General features: G+C 68.4%; 20 protein-coding genes. 12 read left to right on the forward strand and 8 right to left on the reverse strand.

Annotation, left to right across the window (positions count from 1 at the left end):
• Window positions 1–54 precede the first annotated feature (54 nt).
• Window positions 55–975 carry an AraC family transcriptional regulator gene (locus F4561_RS12280; RefSeq protein ID WP_184578269.1) on the reverse strand — a complete coding sequence of 307 codons (921 nt, stop codon included), beginning with the start codon at window positions 973–975 and terminating at the stop codon, window positions 55–57.
• Between the two features lie 133 nt (window positions 976–1,108).
• Between F4561_RS12280 and F4561_RS12285 the strand changes: the two genes are divergently transcribed.
• Window positions 1,109–2,104 (forward strand): zinc-dependent alcohol dehydrogenase family protein, encoded by a 996-nt coding sequence (locus F4561_RS12285; protein ID WP_184578275.1) that lies wholly within the window; start codon window positions 1,109–1,111, stop codon window positions 2,102–2,104.
• Between the two features lie 119 nt (window positions 2,105–2,223).
• Here the strand turns inward: F4561_RS12285 and F4561_RS12290 are convergent, their stop codons facing one another.
• Window positions 2,224–3,048 (reverse strand): methyltransferase, encoded by an 825-nt coding sequence (locus F4561_RS12290; RefSeq protein WP_184578279.1) that lies wholly within the window; start codon window positions 3,046–3,048, stop codon window positions 2,224–2,226.
• 263 nt (window positions 3,049–3,311) lie between these two features.
• Complete coding sequence (locus F4561_RS12295) at window positions 3,312–4,139, reverse strand: GNAT family N-acetyltransferase (protein ID WP_184578282.1); 828 nt, start codon at window positions 4,137–4,139, stop codon at window positions 3,312–3,314.
• A gap of 94 nt (window positions 4,140–4,233) precedes the next feature.
• Here F4561_RS12295 and F4561_RS12300 point away from each other — a divergent pair, with 94 nt between their 5' ends.
• Window positions 4,234–4,605: a hypothetical protein gene (locus F4561_RS12300; protein ID WP_184578285.1), complete on the forward strand. Its 372-nt coding sequence runs from the start codon at window positions 4,234–4,236 to the stop codon at window positions 4,603–4,605.
• Window positions 4,606–4,710: 105 nt separating this feature from the next.
• Window positions 4,711–5,268, forward strand: coding sequence for a GrpB family protein (locus F4561_RS12305; protein ID WP_184578289.1), 558 nt, complete (start codon window positions 4,711–4,713; stop codon window positions 5,266–5,268).
• Between the two features lie 88 nt (window positions 5,269–5,356).
• On the opposite strand, the gene F4561_RS12310 is transcribed toward F4561_RS12305, so the two are convergent.
• From F4561_RS12310 to F4561_RS12325, 4 genes are all read right to left on the reverse strand, one after another.
• The gene (locus F4561_RS12310) at window positions 5,357–6,454 is read right to left on the reverse strand and encodes a winged helix DNA-binding domain-containing protein (protein WP_184578293.1); all 1,098 of its coding nucleotides are present in this window, start codon (window positions 6,452–6,454) and stop codon (window positions 5,357–5,359) included.
• A gap of 5 nt (window positions 6,455–6,459) precedes the next feature.
• The gene (locus F4561_RS12315) at window positions 6,460–6,603 is read right to left on the reverse strand and encodes a hypothetical protein (protein WP_184578296.1); all 144 of its coding nucleotides are present in this window, start codon (window positions 6,601–6,603) and stop codon (window positions 6,460–6,462) included.
• A gap of 387 nt (window positions 6,604–6,990) precedes the next feature.
• Window positions 6,991–7,593 (reverse strand): class I SAM-dependent methyltransferase, encoded by a 603-nt coding sequence (locus tag F4561_RS12320; protein ID WP_184578298.1) that lies wholly within the window; start codon window positions 7,591–7,593, stop codon window positions 6,991–6,993.
• 55 nt (window positions 7,594–7,648) lie between these two features.
• Window positions 7,649–8,641 (reverse strand): NAD(P)/FAD-dependent oxidoreductase, encoded by a 993-nt coding sequence (locus F4561_RS12325; protein ID WP_184578301.1) that lies wholly within the window; start codon window positions 8,639–8,641, stop codon window positions 7,649–7,651.
• A gap of 90 nt (window positions 8,642–8,731) precedes the next feature.
• Between F4561_RS12325 and F4561_RS12330 the strand changes: the two genes are divergently transcribed.
• The 7 genes from F4561_RS12330 to F4561_RS33285 all read left to right on the forward strand — a co-directional run bounded on the left by F4561_RS12330 (window position 8,732) and on the right by F4561_RS33285 (window position 12,723).
• Entirely contained in the window at window positions 8,732–9,316 is a 585-nt protein-coding gene (locus F4561_RS12330) for a helix-turn-helix domain-containing protein (RefSeq protein WP_184578304.1), read from the forward strand.
• 295 nt (window positions 9,317–9,611) lie between these two features.
• Window positions 9,612–10,361, forward strand: coding sequence for a dienelactone hydrolase family protein (locus F4561_RS12335; RefSeq protein WP_184578307.1), 750 nt, complete (start codon window positions 9,612–9,614; stop codon window positions 10,359–10,361).
• Window positions 10,362–10,439: 78 nt separating this feature from the next.
• Window positions 10,440–10,637 (forward strand): hypothetical protein, encoded by a 198-nt coding sequence (locus tag F4561_RS12340; protein WP_184578310.1) that lies wholly within the window; start codon window positions 10,440–10,442, stop codon window positions 10,635–10,637.
• A gap of 127 nt (window positions 10,638–10,764) precedes the next feature.
• Window positions 10,765–10,998: a hypothetical protein gene (locus F4561_RS12345; protein ID WP_184578312.1), complete on the forward strand. Its 234-nt coding sequence runs from the start codon at window positions 10,765–10,767 to the stop codon at window positions 10,996–10,998.
• Between the two features lie 79 nt (window positions 10,999–11,077).
• Window positions 11,078–11,965: an alpha/beta fold hydrolase gene (locus F4561_RS12350; RefSeq protein WP_184578315.1), complete on the forward strand. Its 888-nt coding sequence runs from the start codon at window positions 11,078–11,080 to the stop codon at window positions 11,963–11,965.
• A 172-nt stretch (window positions 11,966–12,137) separates the two neighbouring features.
• A complete protein-coding gene (locus F4561_RS32525) occupies window positions 12,138–12,386 on the forward strand; it encodes a recombinase family protein (RefSeq protein WP_281384089.1) in 249 nt (82 codons plus the stop codon).
• A 64-nt stretch (window positions 12,387–12,450) separates the two neighbouring features.
• Window positions 12,451–12,723, forward strand: coding sequence for a helix-turn-helix domain-containing protein (locus F4561_RS33285; RefSeq protein ID WP_281384090.1), 273 nt, complete (start codon window positions 12,451–12,453; stop codon window positions 12,721–12,723).
• A 501-nt stretch (window positions 12,724–13,224) separates the two neighbouring features.
• Here the strand turns inward: F4561_RS33285 and F4561_RS12360 are convergent.
• Entirely contained in the window at window positions 13,225–13,824 is a 600-nt protein-coding gene (locus F4561_RS12360) for a CGNR zinc finger domain-containing protein (protein ID WP_184578318.1), read from the reverse strand.
• Between the two features lie 119 nt (window positions 13,825–13,943).
• On the opposite strand from F4561_RS12360, the gene F4561_RS12365 reads away from it, so the two are divergent.
• Both F4561_RS12365 and F4561_RS12370 read left to right on the forward strand, forming a co-directional pair.
• Window positions 13,944–14,636 (forward strand): haloacid dehalogenase type II, encoded by a 693-nt coding sequence (locus tag F4561_RS12365; protein ID WP_184578321.1) that lies wholly within the window; start codon window positions 13,944–13,946, stop codon window positions 14,634–14,636.
• A 430-nt stretch (window positions 14,637–15,066) separates the two neighbouring features.
• On the forward strand, window positions 15,067–15,492 hold the full coding sequence (locus tag F4561_RS12370; RefSeq protein ID WP_221445955.1) for a VOC family protein: 426 nt from the start codon (window positions 15,067–15,069) through the stop codon (window positions 15,490–15,492).
• Window positions 15,493–15,535 lie beyond the last annotated feature (43 nt).

The raw sequence follows: 15,535 nt of genomic DNA on the forward strand, positions 1-15,535 counted from the left end.
GGCTCACCTGACAAGAGCCGCACAGCTTGGACCGGTGGATGTGTGCTGGCAGCCTCAGCCCAAAGCCATGCGCCGGTACCGGCCCGGAGACGTGCCGTGTTCGCGCTTGAACGCCTTGGCGAAGGCGAACTCGGAGGTGTAGCCGACCCGCTCGGCCACGCGGCCCAGCACCAGGTCCGGGTCATGCAGCAGCCGCGCCGCCACGGTCATGCGCCACCAGGTGAGATAGGCCAAGGGTGGCCGGCCCACGAGTGCGGTGAACCTCCGAGCGAACGGCGCACGCGACAGGCCCGCTCTGGCGCCCAGCGTCTCGACGGTCCACGGCTGTCCCGGGTCGTCGTGGATGCTGTGCAGCGCCGCGCTGACAACCGGGTCGGCCAGGGCCGCGGCCCACCCGGACTCCGCATGGTGGTCGGCCTGCTCGTCGAACCAGGCCCGAAGGATGTAGAGCAGTAACGAGTCCAACAGCGCAGGCACGATCGCGTCCGTGCCCTTCCCCGGCTGCTCCAGCTCGGCACCGAGCAGGCCGATCGCGGAACGCAGCGATGGGTGGCGGCCCACCCTGGCAGGCACGTGGATGACTCCGGGAAGCTCGGCCACCAGTGGATGCGGGCGGGACTGGTCCAACAGGTAGGCCCCGCAGAGCAGCACAGTGGCGGCGTCGTCGGCCGCGTCGCCGTTCTCTCCCTCGGGGGAGGTCAGGGACTCGGCGAGGGTGTCCGCCACCGCGGGCGAGGGGGTGTCGGCGAGCACGTGTTCAGCGCAGTGCGGCAGCACGCACACCACGTCACCAACCCCCAGCGGTGCGGGCTCACCCTCCGAGGGAGTGAGCCAGCACGACCCCTGCAGCACAACGTGGAACCCGATCCCGGAGAAGGGTGGGAACCGCACGGCCCAGGGGGCCCGCCGGTACGTGCGGTTCGAGTGCGGCCGGCCGGTACGCATGGCCATGATGACGTCGCTGAGCACGTCCATATGACCAACCGTATCGTTTTTCCCTGATGTAAAAGACGAACAGACATCACAGGAGGATCTTGGAACATAGGAAATACCTACCGGTCTTCATACGGTGAGCGTGCAGAACACACCACCGGATTGGACTCATCCCATGGCAAGAGCGGTACTCCTCGAACGGCTCGGCGGCCCCGAGGTGCTCGAACTGCGCGACGTCGACCTCGGCGAGCCAGGACCCGGAGAGGTGCGCATCAGCGTCGACGCGATCGGCCTGAACCGCGCCGAGGCGTGGTTCCGCGCCGGCATGTACTACGTGCAGCCGTCCTTCCCCGAGGCCCGGATCGGCTACGAGGCGGCCGGCGCCGTGCAGGCGGTCGGCCCCAGCGTCGAGGGGCTCAAGACCGGAGACGCGGTCAGCACCGTTCCGGGATTCCACCTGAGCGACTACGGCGTCTATGGCGACGCGACCGTCGTGCCGGCGGCCTCCGTGCTGCACCGGCCCGACACGGTGGACACGATCACCGGCGCTTCCCTGTGGCTCAGCTACCTCACCGGTTACGGCGCGTTGGCGGAGGTCTGCGGTGTCCGCCCCGGTGACACGGTGGTGGTCACGGCAGCGTCGAGCAGTGTGGGCCTGGCCGCCATCCAGATCGCCAACCGCCTGGGCGCCGTGCCGATCGCCACCACACGGACCCGCGCCAAGAAGCAGCGGCTACTTGATGCTGGGGCCGCGCACGTTGTGGTCACCGAGGAGGACGACCTGCTCGCGCGGGTCCAGGAGTTGACCGGCGGCCATGGCGCCGAGGTCGCCTTCGACGCGGTTGGCGGGCCCGGAATGAACGAGCTCGCCCGTGCCGTGGCCCCGGGCGGGACACTGCTCAGCTACGGATTCCAGAACGGTTTCCCCGACTTCCTGCCCTTCCCGGCGTTCCCGTACGACCTGAACATCCGGATCTACTCGGTGCTCGGGCTCGCCCGCGACCAGGAGCGGCTTCGACGCGCCGAACGGTTCATCCATGCGGGGCTGCGCTCCGGCGCGCTCGCACCGGTGATCGACCGCGTCTTCGACCTGACCGACATCGTCGAGGCGCACCACCACCTGGAGTCGGACACCCAGTTCGGCAAGATCATCGTCACCACCGCGCACTGAGTGTCCGGCGCCAGCCGTTACTCCGCGGTCGCACGCCACGGAACCTACCTCCGCGCCCCGCGGTGGGAGAGCTGTCCCAGCAGAGCCGACCGTGCCGAGGACGCGCTGCGGACCGCCCTCTACGCGGGCGCGGAGGCGGCCAGCGAGTACATCAACGGCAGGCGCGCGGATCGGTCGGGGTAGACAAAGCGCGCCCCGTCGGCGACGAGCGCGCCGTAACGCTGGAACGGGATGGTGCCGTGTTCGTGGACGAACTCGACACGCAGGCCGGCACCGGCGACGGCGCTGATGACGTCGCCGAGGGTGTGGTGCCACTCGGTAACGGTGTTGTGCGTGGTCTCAGCCTCCCAATCGGCGTACGAGCCCGGAGAGTCGTAGGTGCGCGCGTCGCGGGAGAAATAGTCGCGCACGACAGTGGCACCGCGGTCGTCGTCGAGGACGTCGGTGAGCGGGTGGAACTCCGCCAGGTAGAGCCGCCCGCCCGGCCGCAGCAGGTCGGCGACGGTGCGCGCCCAACGATCGATGTCAAAGAGCCACATCAGCGCGCCATTGCCGGTGTAGACGACGTCGAACGCACCCGACCCGAGCTCCTCGGCGGCGTCGTAGACGTCGGCGGCAACGAATCGGGCCCGGTGGTCCAGACCGATCTCGGCGGCAAGGTCGGATGCCGTCCGGATAGCCGGCGCGGAGAAGTCCAGGCCGCTGACGCGGGCGCCGCGGCGTGCCCAGGACAGAGTGTCCAGACCGATGTGGCACTGCAGGTGGGCCAGATCAAGGCCGGTGACGTCACCGAGCTCGGTGATCTGGAACCGGTCGAGGTCGCCGTCGCCGGCGCGGAACCCGTCGAGATCGTAGAACGAGCTCGCGGTGTTGATCGGAACCCGCTCGTCCCAGTGCCGCCGGTTGTTCTCTGTCATGTCGGCGGTGCTGCTGGTGTCGCTCATCCGGGCAGCCTAGAAGCGACCCGTACCGTGCCGGCAATCCGTTTTCGCCTCTCGGTCCCGCTCGTTCCGGTGCGGAAACGCGGCCCAAAGCCTCGCGGCTGCCTCCGTTGCGCATCCTGGGATGGCTTCCCATGGCCTCGGGGCCGCGGTCGAATCCTTCAGCGTTCCCGCATGTAACAGCTATCTCATCGGGGGAGATCCGCGCTCACCCGGTACCTGGCCAGCAGCGGTGGCCGCCGCGCTCCCGGAGCACGGCGGGTCGGCTACTCGCCGGTTGCCTGCGGCTCGGCGCCGGTGTGGCGGATCCGGTAGTGGTAGCTGTAGGCGGGGGTGAACCCAGTACGCGTGTACAGGGTGTGTGCGGCCGTGTTGGACTGCGCCACCTGCAGGTACAGGCCGGCGATGCCGCGCTCGGCGGCCCATCGGGCGCCGGCCCGCAGGACCGCTGCCGCGACACCCCGCCGGCGGTGCTCGGGATGGGTGGCCATGCAGTAGACGCCCGCCCACCGGTCGTCGCCGCCTACGAACACCCCGATTCCGGCGGTGCGGTGGCCGGCATCGATGCGTACGTAGGCCGCGGGAAGGCTGATCTTGGCGATCACCTGGTCGGCGATCGCGCGGCTGTCATGCTGGGCGTCGAGCTCGACGAACGCCGCCAGCCACGGCGCGGTGGGCGCGTCGTCGAGGTGCACCGTCCACGCGGCGGCGGGTTGTGGCGCGGTCGCGACGGGCTCGGCGGAGGCGGTGAGCACGTGGACCGGGGTGTCGAACCGGTAGCCGCGCCCGGCCAGGTACGCGTCGAGTTCGGTGTGCTGTGCGGCGGGGCTGACCTGGATCGCGGCGGGCAGGCCGCGGTCACGGTAGAACGCCTCGACGACTGCCAGTCCAGAGCGGCCGGCACCGTCGGGCGATGGCGGCAGGGCGGTGTTGCCGGAGCGCAGCCGCCGCATACCCGGTGTGTGGCGCAGGAGCCAGCCGTCGGAACAGTGGGTGGCCGGCGCCGGCCACGCGCCGATGGCGTGCCGCTCGATCCGTTCGACGTCGGCGGCGGAACCCTCGGTGTTGGCCGTCATCCGGGAAAACTGCTCCATTGCCGCTCCGTCATGGCGCGATTCTAGGATGCCCTGTACTCCCAAAAGGGAGACCGGCTACCGGAAGCGTTCTGGTCCGTATACGCTCGCGAACGTGCTCACCCCTCTTCTCCTCGCCACACTGCTCGCCCTTTTGGCCCTCTTCCAGCTTGCGCTGGTGTGCGGCGCCCCGCTCGGGCATTTCGCATGGGGAGGCCAGCATCGTGTACTGCCTCGGCGGTTTCGGATCGGGAGTATCGTGGCGTTCCCGGTCTACGCACTCATCGCGCTGATCGCCTTCGACCGTGCGGGGTTGGTCGATGTGTTCCCCGACTCGTTCTCCGTCGTGGGGATGTGGATCGTGTTCGCGTACTGCCTGTTCGGCATCGGACAGAACGCGATCTCGCGGAGCAAACCGGAGCGCTACACGATGGTGCCGGTAAACATCGTGTTGGCAGTGCTGAGCCTGCTCATCGCGTTGGGGTAGGGAGTCCGGGCGTTTCCTGTCTGATGGCGGGGGCTGCTCACGGTCGGCGCGTCGTGGTTCGTCCTGGGCGTTAGGAGCCACCAGCAAGCTGCGAGAGTTGCCAGTATGGAACCGGACGAGGGCACTGCATGGCCGGCGTGGGCCGCTGAAGAGGTTCGTCTCGCGGCACCCGATCCTGCGTGGGCCGGACATGCCGAGCACTTCGCCGCGGAGGTCCGCCAGTTACTCGACGACTGGCTGTCCAGCCCTGTGGTGCATGTCGGGTCGACAGCGGTTCCGGATCTTGTGGCCAAACCCGTCATCGACCTGCAGGCAACCGCGGTGGATCCGGCTGCGGCCATCGCGGCCCGGCACGACACCCTGGCGGCCGCCTCGTGGTTCTTCGTCGCCCGCGAACTCGATCAGCGTCCCTGGCGGTGGTTCGTCGTCCGAGCCGACGCATCCGGTCAGCACCGGCTCGCGCATCTGCACCTCATGCGGCCGGACGAGCCGCGTTGGCACCAACAGATCGCGTTCCGCGACACGCTTCGCGCGGATCCCGCCCTTGCCCAGGAATACGCCGGCCTGAAAGCCGAAGCTGCCCGCGACCATCCCCACGACCGCGAGGCCTACACCGACGCGAAGCACGCGTTCGTATGTCGCGTCCTCGACCAGCATTGTTGAGCACATCCGGATCTTCGCCGACCTGTACGGAAGTCCCTCCGTATGGCGGCTTGGCGAATCTCGTCGGGTCGTTTCGCAAGTGCGGCGCTCAGGGGCCGGGCTCGGCGATCCGTACGCGGGTGCTGTCGTTGTCGGAGAGGAAGGACGCCAGCGCCTGTCCCTCCTCGGCCACGGCGGTGCGCTCAGCCGGGGAGAAGCGCCGCAGTGGGGTGACAACCACCGTGTCGGCCTCGACGGTCCAGGTGGCCGCAACCCGGCCATCGACCAGGACAAAACGGGCACCGGTAACCGACAGGCCGCGGTGGGCGTCGTCGATGATCCGGCTGCGGTCGTGGTAGCCGAGGACCGCGTTGTCGAACGCCGGCAGGAACCGCACCGGGGCGGGTGTGTCGGGGTCGGGGCGCGGCGCGTCGGGAAGGTCCAGCAGTTCCCGGCCCCGTTCGTCGCGGAAGGTGACCAGCTCCTCGCGTATCGCGGCGACCGCGGCCGGCAGCCCGGCCAGGCCGCACCAGGCGCGCAGGTCGGCCGAGGCGGCGGGGCCGAACGCGGCCAGGTAGCGCCGTAGCAGCGCCTGGCCCACGGGATCGGAACCGTCCGGGGAGGGCGGGTCGATCTCGCGACCCAGCCAGGATGAGAGTGGGGCGTTGCGCACCCCCGCCTTCGTTCGCCACAGTCCGCGCGGCGGCAGTTGCACCATCGGGACGAGGGAGGTCAGCACCTCGCCGAGTGCCCGCGTCCCCGGAGTCGGCCAGCGTTCGGCGAGCGCCCGCGCGAGCTCGCCCATAGAACGGGGCTCGCCGTCGCCCATCACCGCCCGGCCCGCCGCGGCGAGCTCGTCGAGGTCCACCCCGTCGAGCTCGCCGCGGAAGACCCCGAGTACCCGCTGGCGCAGCATGGTGTCGTGGCGGGCCCGCCAGGCCAGGGCGTCGTCGGCGGTGACGAGGTGAATGGTGCGGCGCATGAGATGGGTCCGCACCACACTGCGCCCGGTCAGCAGGTCCGAGAGCATCGCCGGGGCGAAGCCGCGCAGCCGCGACCAGAGCCCGACGAACGGTTCCTGCGGTTCCTGCGCCTGCATGCCGCACAGGTGCGCGACGGCGTCGAGCGCCGGCATGTCGGCACGATCGAGCAGCAACTGCCGGGCCAGCGTCGCGCGGTTGAGCGCCCGGGTGTCGAGAACGGTCATCGGGCTCAGACCGCGGCGCGCTCGTCGGCCAAGCCGGGCGCCGCAATCCGGCCGCTCCGGTCAAGGACCTCGGTGTCGAGGGTGGGGGAGAGCGTGGTCGCCGCGGTCACGGTGGCCGGGGCCTTCCGGTCGTTCTCGTTGTTGGGCACAAAACCACCGTCACAGAAAAAGCGGTCAGGGTGCGTCCGCTTTTTGGGTCAGTCTGAGGATCATGCCGAAGACCTCAGCACGGCCGCTGTCAGTGCTCGGTCTGCTCCAGGCGCGCCGTGACTGGCCGGGGAGGTGCTGGCGGAGCGGCTGGAAGTCAGCCCGCGCACCATGCGCCGTCCCCGGCCCAAGGAGCAAACGATACGCCGACCACGATTCGGGGGGGCAGTGTTCTTTGAACGAGTGAGGTCGCGGAGTCATCTACGAGGAAGGCCGCTGGTGCGGTACCTCGCAGATGGTGGCTCTTCGGCGCAATGCGCGAGGGCCGGTCTTCCCCCATGGCCTGATCACGCTATTGTCCCGGCGAGTTCCACCGAGAACAGGCAGCGTTACCGCGTGCGCTGGGCGCGCAGAACGGTGTCGTGGGTGTGGGGCGTGCCCGGGGGTGGAGGCGTGGTTCGCGGACGGGTTTCGTTGACCAGGATGGTCCAGTTGCTGTCGAGGAGCCTGGCGATGTCGGCGGGCTGGTAGTAGTCGCTCGGGTCGAAGCCGCCCTCGTGGCGTGGTGGTAGGTCGGCGAGGTCGTGGCTGGCGATGAGCAGGGTGCCGCCAGGTGCGACGGCGGCCAGCAGACCGCGCAGCGCGGTGTGGGGCGGCTCGTGGGCAAGCGGAAAGTACTGGACGGAAACCAGGTCGAACGCGCCAGCCGGTGGTGGCGTGGTGGTCAGGTCGGCGCGGGTCCACGACACGCGGCCGGCGGTGTCCGCGCCCGTGGAGGCGGCGCGTCGCAGGGCGACCCGGGAGATGTCGATCGCGGTGACCAACCATCCGTGTCGGGCCAACCAGAGTGCGTCGGCGCCTTCACCGCAGCCCACGTCGAGTGCTTGCCCTGGCTCCAGGTCGGTGACTTCGGTGACGAGCACCCCGTTGGGGGCACCGCTGAAGACCTGGTCGCTGCTGCCGTACTTCTCGTCCCAGAACTGTGCGTCCATACGTCCTACCTCGCTGGTGGGTCTGGTGCGGTCAGTGGTCGCGGCGCCGGCAGCCCTAGCCTGTTGGTAGTGGCGGGCTTTCCGGTTCCGCGGTGCAGGGCTCGGTGCGGGCCCGCACGGCGCGGCGGGTGTCGTCGGCGGTGAGGTCGGCGTTGATCGCTGCCGCGGCGGTGGAACCAGAAGCGGTTGCCGCGAGGACGTTCGCGGTGGGGTCGGCGAGGTTTCCCGCGACCCAGAGTCCCGGTACCGGGGTCAGGCCGGTCGCGTCGGCGACGATGTGCTCCCCGAGTCCGCGCGGGTGCGGGGCGGGTTCCAGCCCGAGTGTGTCCACCACCGCGGAATGGGGGACAGCGCGGGGCGCCACGGCCAGCGCCCGAAGCGGGATCATCGCGCCGGTGCGCAGGCGCACACCGGAAAGGCGGTCATCGGCGGTCTCCAGGCGCGACACCTCGCCGGACACGACCGCGATATCGCGCGCGGCCAACTGCTCGCGCTCCTCATGGGTGGGCTCGGGGCCGGTGTGCAGCAGCAGGGTGAGCTGGTCGGTCCACTGGCGGAACATCAGGGCTTGGTGCACGCCCATCGGGCTGGTGGCCAGGACGCCGATCGGCTGGTCGCGGAACTCCCAGCCGTGGCAGTAGGGGCAGTGCAGCACATCGCGTCCCCACCGTGCCTTCAGCCCGGCAATGTCCGGCAGTTCGTCGGTGATGCCGGTGGTTACCAGCAACCGTCGCGCTCGCAGTGGGGGACCGGTGTCGAGTTCGACCACGAACCCGTCGTCCTCCCGCGTCGCCGACCGCGCTCTGCCGGTGCGGAACGTGCCCCCATAGCTGGCCGCTTCCTGCCGTCCGATGTCCAGTAGCTGGGCGGGCGGGGCGCCGTCGCGGGAGAGGAACCCGTACATGTGCTCCGCTGGCGCGTTGCGGGGCTGACCGCTGTCGATCACCAGGACCGACCGTCGAGCGCGGCCCAGCATGAGTGCCCCGCTCAAGCCCGCCGGCCCGCCGCCGACGATCACTACGTCATACCGACTGCTGTGTTGGGTCATTGTGACCACCTCCGGGACCAACCTGCCCCGCCAATGACCGATTGACAAAAATATTTGCGGAAACCGCAAAAACGTGGGCATAGTCGGGGGATGAGCGAGGAGTTCGACGCCGTGCTCAACGCGGTCGGTCCGCGACTGCGCGAGTTGCGCCGCCGCAGTGGAGCCACCTTGACCGCCCTGTCCCAGACCACCGGAATCCCGGTCAGTACCCTCTCCCGCCTGGAGTCCGGACAGCGCAAACCGGGCCTGGAACTGCTGCTCCCTCTGGCGAGGGCCTACCAGGTGCCGCTCGACGAGCTTGTCGACGCCCCGGCCAGCGGCGATCCGCGGGTGCATCCCCGACCGGTCACCCACAACGGCATGACCGTCGTCCCGCTGACCCGCAACCCCGGCGGCCTGCAGGCGTTCAAACAGATCCTCCCGGCCGGCCCGAACAACCTCGAACCCGATCCCCGTTCACACGAGGGATACCACTGGCTGTACGTCCTCAACGGACGGCTCCGCCTGGTGCTCGGCGACCAGGACTTCGTCCTCACCGCGGGAGAGGTCGCCGAATTCGACACCCACCTCCCGCACTGGTTCGGCAACGCCGACGCACATCCCGTCGAGCTCCTGAGCATCGTCGGCCCCCAAGGCGAACGGTTCCACATCAGAGCCCGCTACCAACCCTCCTGACCCACCCGTGCCCGGGAAAGCACGGCGGGTTCCCTCTCGGGCGGGACGCGGACGGGCGTAGCGGAGGCCACCGCCGCCGGGCCCGGGTGACAGGTAATGCGAACTCTGTGCCGCCAACACAGACACCGGTCACCGAGAAGCCGGGGCGGGGATTCGGCCAGGTTGTGCTGTCGCGTCAGGTCACGGCCGGCCGTCTGGTGGCGGATGGGGTGATCGTCGCTGCTACCGTTCGCAACGGTTTGCCCGGCGGTCGTAGGACATCGCCGGGTTGACCTCAACAGAAGGAAGATCCGCTATGCCCACCAAGACACTGCAGATTCCCACCACGGACGGCCAGGCCGACGCTTTCGCCGCCTTCCCCGACCGTGGCGAGCGGCACCCGGGGGTACTGCTGTACACGGACGCCTTCGGCGTGCGGCCCGTGCTGGAGGAGATGGCCCGCGAACTGGCCGAGCACGGATACTACGTGCTGGTCCCCAACCTCTACTACCGGCACGGCCCGGCACCGGTGACCGAACTTCCCGAGCACATCGGAGAGGAGATCCGACCCACGGTCATCTCCCAGCTGATGCCCTTGATCGAGGAACACACCACCGAACGCGTCCTGCGCGACGCCGACGCCTACCTCAGGTTCCTCACCACCCGGCCCGAGGTCAGCGCCGGACCGGTCGCTGTGATCGGCTACTGCATAGGCGCCGCATTGGCAATGCGCACCGCCACGGCCCACCCCGACCAGGTGGCCGCCGTCGCCGGATTCCATCCCGGCTTCTTGGTCACAGACGCGCCCGACAGCCCGCACCGCCTCATCCCCAAGCTCACCGCCCAGGTCCACCTCGGTCTCGCCGAAAACGACCTGACGCCCGAAGCCATCAGCGAGCTCAACCAGGCCCTGGATGCCGCGGGTGTCGGCTACACCACCGAGATCTACCCCGGCACCGTCCACGGCTTCACCATGTCCGACACCGACGCCTTCACCCCCTCCGCACTGCAGCGCCACTGGGACCGCCTGCTTCCCCTCCTCGCCCGCACCCTGGCAAACAGCTGAGGCTCCGGCCCGGGAACCGCACGTCAACTTGCCCCCGCTCTAAATGCCCTCGATCGCGACACGCTGCGGCGCCGGCTGTTGCTGGTGCTGTTCACGCTGGGCACCAACATCGGCATCCGCAAGCTCGTGGCCACCGGCGAGCACGAGGAAACCGAGCGCGAGCTGCGCCACGTGCGCCGGGCGCTGAGCCCGCTGTTCTGGTCCAACATCACCCCCTACGGACGCTTCCGCCTGGACATGACCACGCGTCTTGACCTCCCGGCCCCCTCTCGCTGAGGGATCCCCAAACGAGCACGCGCCAGGGGTAGCAGTACTGCAATCGCTAGCAGGCGCGGGTTTGCGCTACTGCTCGAGTTGTCAATTGAGGTTGACTTTTGTCCGCGTGTCAATGTAAGTTGACCATATGAGCGAGGCTTTGACTGCGCTTGCCGCCGAAGCCGATGACCGCGACCCGCTGACCGCGCTGCGCGCGGCGGCAGAGCTGCGTCGGCAACTCGATCGGATGGAAGTAGTGGCTGTGCGGCGGGCTCGTACGCAGGGCGTGCTGCGGACTGATATCGCCAATGCCCTCGGCGTATCCAAGCAGGCCGTGCACAAGAACTACGGCGGCAACCGGCTGTTGCCCGGGACACGCTAAACCGACCCGATACCCGCGTGCGGAAAGGAACCGATCGATGAACACCCCTAGTGCGGATCAACCCGAGGAAGCTCCCCGAATGATCGAGGTCAACGGGCGACAGTTGTGCATCCAGGTGCGCGGCCGAGGGCCCACCGTCGTACTGGACGGTGGCGGCACCGGCCAGGGGATCGATGGCGGCTGGGGGCGAGAACTCGAGAACGAACTGCCCGAAATGGCTACGGTCGTGACCTACGATCGTGCCGGCGTCGGCCGTTCCGAGGGCCGCCAGGCGCGCACCATCACCGCGATGGCCGACGACCTGCATGAGCTCGTGCACGCGACGGGGGTCGCGCTACCGGCGGTGTTCGTCGGCTGGTCCTACGGCGCGCTGGTGACGGCGGTGCACGCCCTCCGGTATCCCGGCGACGTGGCTGGCCTTGTCTTCATCGATCCCACCCCAACTGTGCCTGCTCCGATTCCCGCCGCTCTCCGTCTGCCGCTGCAATTCCTGGGCGTGGCACAACTTCGAGTTATGGCCGCAGCCTCGGCAGTAGGCCTCTTCGGCACCGCACTGGGGAAACAGTTGGTCCACCGCAGCGTCATCAATACAGCCGGTGCGCAGCCCACCGAGGAGATGCTGGAACTCGCCGCGAGCTTCTACAACACACCCCACGCGATCAGAGAACTCGCCCAAATGCTGGCGCGCATGGACGCACACCTACGTGAAGTGCACCAGGACATGACCCGACCCGGCGTCCACTTCCCAGACGTACCCACTACCGTGCTTACCGCCGGGATACGACCAGAGCGCATGCCAGCCAAACATCGCCAGCACCTCGACGCCAACCATCGTCGGCTGGCCGATCTCGCCTCCGACGGCCGTGTTGTGGTCGCAGACCACGCCAGCCACCAGCTCCCACTTGAACAGCCGCACATCGTCCTACAGCACATCGCGGAAACCATCGCGAGCCCAGCGCAGGAATGAGAAAAAGGCCCGAGCTCCCACTTCGTAGGAGGCCCCCACTGAGACAGCCCTGCCCGGCCGCCACGGACGCAGGATGAGGCCACGAGCTGGCACTTCGCTGTCCAGGGCCGTTTCACATACCTGGTGCGGAGAAAATCTCACTGAGGGGTGGTCAACCGTTACACTGCCGATCATGTCCGGCACCCTGATCGGCTACGCCCGCTGCTCCACCGACGAGCAGGACCTCACCGCCCAGCGCGACCGCCTGGCCGGACTCGGCGTGAGCGACGATCGGGCCTACCTCGACCGCGGCCTGACCGGTACCCGGCGAACACGACCCGGTCTGGACCAGGCGCTCGCGGCCGTCCGCGAGGGCGACACCCTCGTCGTGCCGAAGTTGGACCGGCTCGCCCGCTCGGTGCCCGACGCGCGCCATCGGTGACGATCTCGCCGGCCGCAGCATCAAGCTCTCCCGGGGCGGGCAGGTCTATGACCCCCAAGACCTGATGGGCAAGATGTTCTTCAACATCCTGGCCATCTTCGCCAAGTTCGAGGTCGACCTGCTGCGGATGCGCACCCGCGAGGGCATGGCCGTGGCCAAGGCGCAAGGCAAGCTGCGCGGCAAACAGCCCAAGCTCTCACCGGAGCAGCAGGCCGAGCTCCGCCGGATGCACGCCACTGGCGACTACACGATCGCCGACCTCACCGACCTGTTCTCCGTGTCCCGACCGACGGTGTACCGCACACTCCAGCGCAGCCGACCTTCTCAGGCAGAGTGACACTCTGCCGATCATCATCAGCCAGGCACTCCGTATCCTCCCGTTTTCCGGCGAGTACTACGGCAACCCCACGGCTACTTTGCGGCTCAGGCCAGCTTCGGGAGCTTAGGGCCATCCAGTGGCGTCTGCGGGAGCACGACGAAGAAGCAGAGAGAAACGTAGCGTTAGTTACGTAACTAACCAAACGAAATACGTTTCGAGCAACGTATCCAGCATCAAAATGAGGGGGAAACCTGGCTTCCGATAAGTGAACCTTATCGGAAGCCAGGGTGCGTGGCAGGGCAATCGAAGCGACGGGGCGCACATCCCGCCCCGGCCGGCCCCGCAAACGAAACGGGACGAGGCCGGTCGGGGCGCGTGTCTTTCGCGCCGAGCACCCCAACTCCCACCTGAACTGCTGGCCTGGCGAGGTTCGCCGCCGCGCGGACGGTGGTCTTGGGAGGAAATCCCTTGTGTGAGCGAGTCCGGGGCCGTACCGCTGCGGGGTGAAGGGAGCCGTGCCTACTCCGGGGAGCTCGCTTCCCAGGTCGTCGATGCCTGGTTTGTCTTGGGGCCGCGTCCCTGTCCGGCGGCTCGCCTCCGGGCTCGATAGGCCGCGGCTTTGACGCGGTTGCCGCACCCCTCCATGCCGCACCACGTGCGACGCGCACCACGGGAGCGGTCGAGATACAGGCGAGTGCAACTCGGACGACCGCACTCCTTCACGCACGCGTCGTGGTCGGCAAGCACAGTGATTGCGCTGCGTGCGACGTGGGCCAGCGCGCAGCGGAGATCTCCCGACAAACGCACGCCCGCGTCGCTGAGTTCGACCGTGGGTAGCGGCCTGGCAGCGGCGTTGTTGACGATCGCCAGGCTGGCTGGCGCGAAGCGACGAGCCCGCATTCGATCGAGCGCCAGCTGGTAGATCGCTTCGCGGAGGCGCAGCGCGGAGGTGAAGGTCGCGATATCGGCGGTTGCCTGGTCGGGGAGCTCGTCACATTCGAGGACCCACTGCTCGAGATCGGCGGGAGTGGCTAGGAGGTCGGCGGGCTCGTCTCCACGGGACTCCACGGTGCCGACCAGGTCCAGAGCCGGGTTTCCGCTGACGAATGCGAATCTCACGTCACCATCTTGACTAGTGATGTGGGATCGAGCAACAATCGTCACCTGTTGAACTAGTGACGCGGTCAGGGCGAGTGCGCCGGATCGGTCGCACACGACCACCATGAACAGAGGACCGGATGGCCGAGGCATGCGAAATCGAGGTTGTCGTCTTCGACATCCTCGGAACGATGGTTGATGAGCCGGGCGGACTTCGAACGGCCATTCGCGACGCGCTACCCACGTCCGACGACGCGTCTATCGACCAGCTGCTCACCGTGTGGCAAGAGCATGTCGAGCACGAGCAGAAACGCATCGCGGACGGAAGCCGGGCATACGCCAACAGCGAGATCATCGACCGCGAGGCGGCTCAACGCGTAGCCGACTGTGCCGGACTCATCGACCCGGCGGCCACCGAGCGACTGGCGACCGCGAGTCAGCGCCTGAGCCCTTGGGACGACTCCCTGGCCGGACTCACGCGCCTCGGGCGGAGCTTCCCTGTCCTGGGGCTCTCCCACGCCAGTCGCGCGACCCTACTCCGTCTCAACGCGCACGCCGGACTTCGCTGGCACCAAGCCCTGTCCACCGAAGACGCCCAGGTACACAAGCCGGCACCGGAGGCATACCGGCTCGCGCTCGACGCGGCAGGATGTCCACCAGAGCACGTGTTGATGGTCGCCGCCCACGCCTGGGACCTTCGCGGAGCTCTGGCGGTGGGAATGCGGGCCGCCTACGTTCAGCGGCCAGGCGGCGATCCTCCGGAGAGACGCGACACCTTCGATTGGCGGTCGAACGGCCTGGATGAGTTGGCCACCGCCCTGACAGCGACGTAGAAGCGCCGGTACTCCCAGCCCGCACCCCATCAGCTTCGGGTCACCAGGGAGCTGGTGGAAGTCGCGGTGGTGACCTGCACAGGCGGAATCCTCAGTATGGTCAGCCGGCGCGCGGCCCCATTTCCACCCCCCTCCTCGCGCGGGAGTTCCCTCAGGCGCAGGTAGCGGGTGACGAAGATGGTGCGCTGAGCGCGGCCGATCTCCAGCATCGCCTGGTAGGTCGGCTGGGAGGCGACCCGAGGCGCGGAAGGGGGTGGAGCTGGAGGCCACCGCGGTGCGGGCGGCCCAGGGCGGTGGCGGCCAGAAGCAGGTCTTCGAACTTTGCACGCTCCGGGTGTCGAGAATGCGGTACTGGCTCCGTCCCAGGTGACGCCAGCGGCCACGACGGGCCGCGCGATGAAGAGAGTGAACCACCATGGCGATCCAGCGGATGGAGAACGTCGGCATCGTTGTCGCCGACCTTGAGGCTGCTGTTGCGTTCTTCGTCGAACTCGGTATGGAGCTGGAGGGCAAGACCACGGTCGAGGGACGTTGGGCGGCCCGTATCTCCGGGCTTGACGACGTCCGAGTCGATGTCGCAATGATGCGGACCCCGGACGGCCACAGCAGGCTTGAGCTGATGCAGTTCCACACGCCGACGGCGGTCAGCGCTGAGCCGAAGAACTCACCGGCGAACACGCTGGGCATACGTCGCATCATGTTCGCCGTCGACGACATCGAAGACGTCCTTGCCCGCCTGCGCACCCACGGCGCCGAACTCGTCGGTGAGCTGGAGCGCTACGAGGACAGCTACCGGCTCTGCTACGTCCGGGGCCCCGAGGGAATCATCGTGGCACTGGCCGAGCAGCTCAGCTAACGGGTCCGTCGTTGCCGACCCGCGGCCAACCAGAGCGGTCCGG

The sequence above is a fragment of the Lipingzhangella halophila genome (genome assembly GCF_014203805.1).
Lineage (GTDB): Bacteria > Actinomycetota > Actinomycetes > Streptosporangiales > Streptosporangiaceae > Lipingzhangella > Lipingzhangella halophila.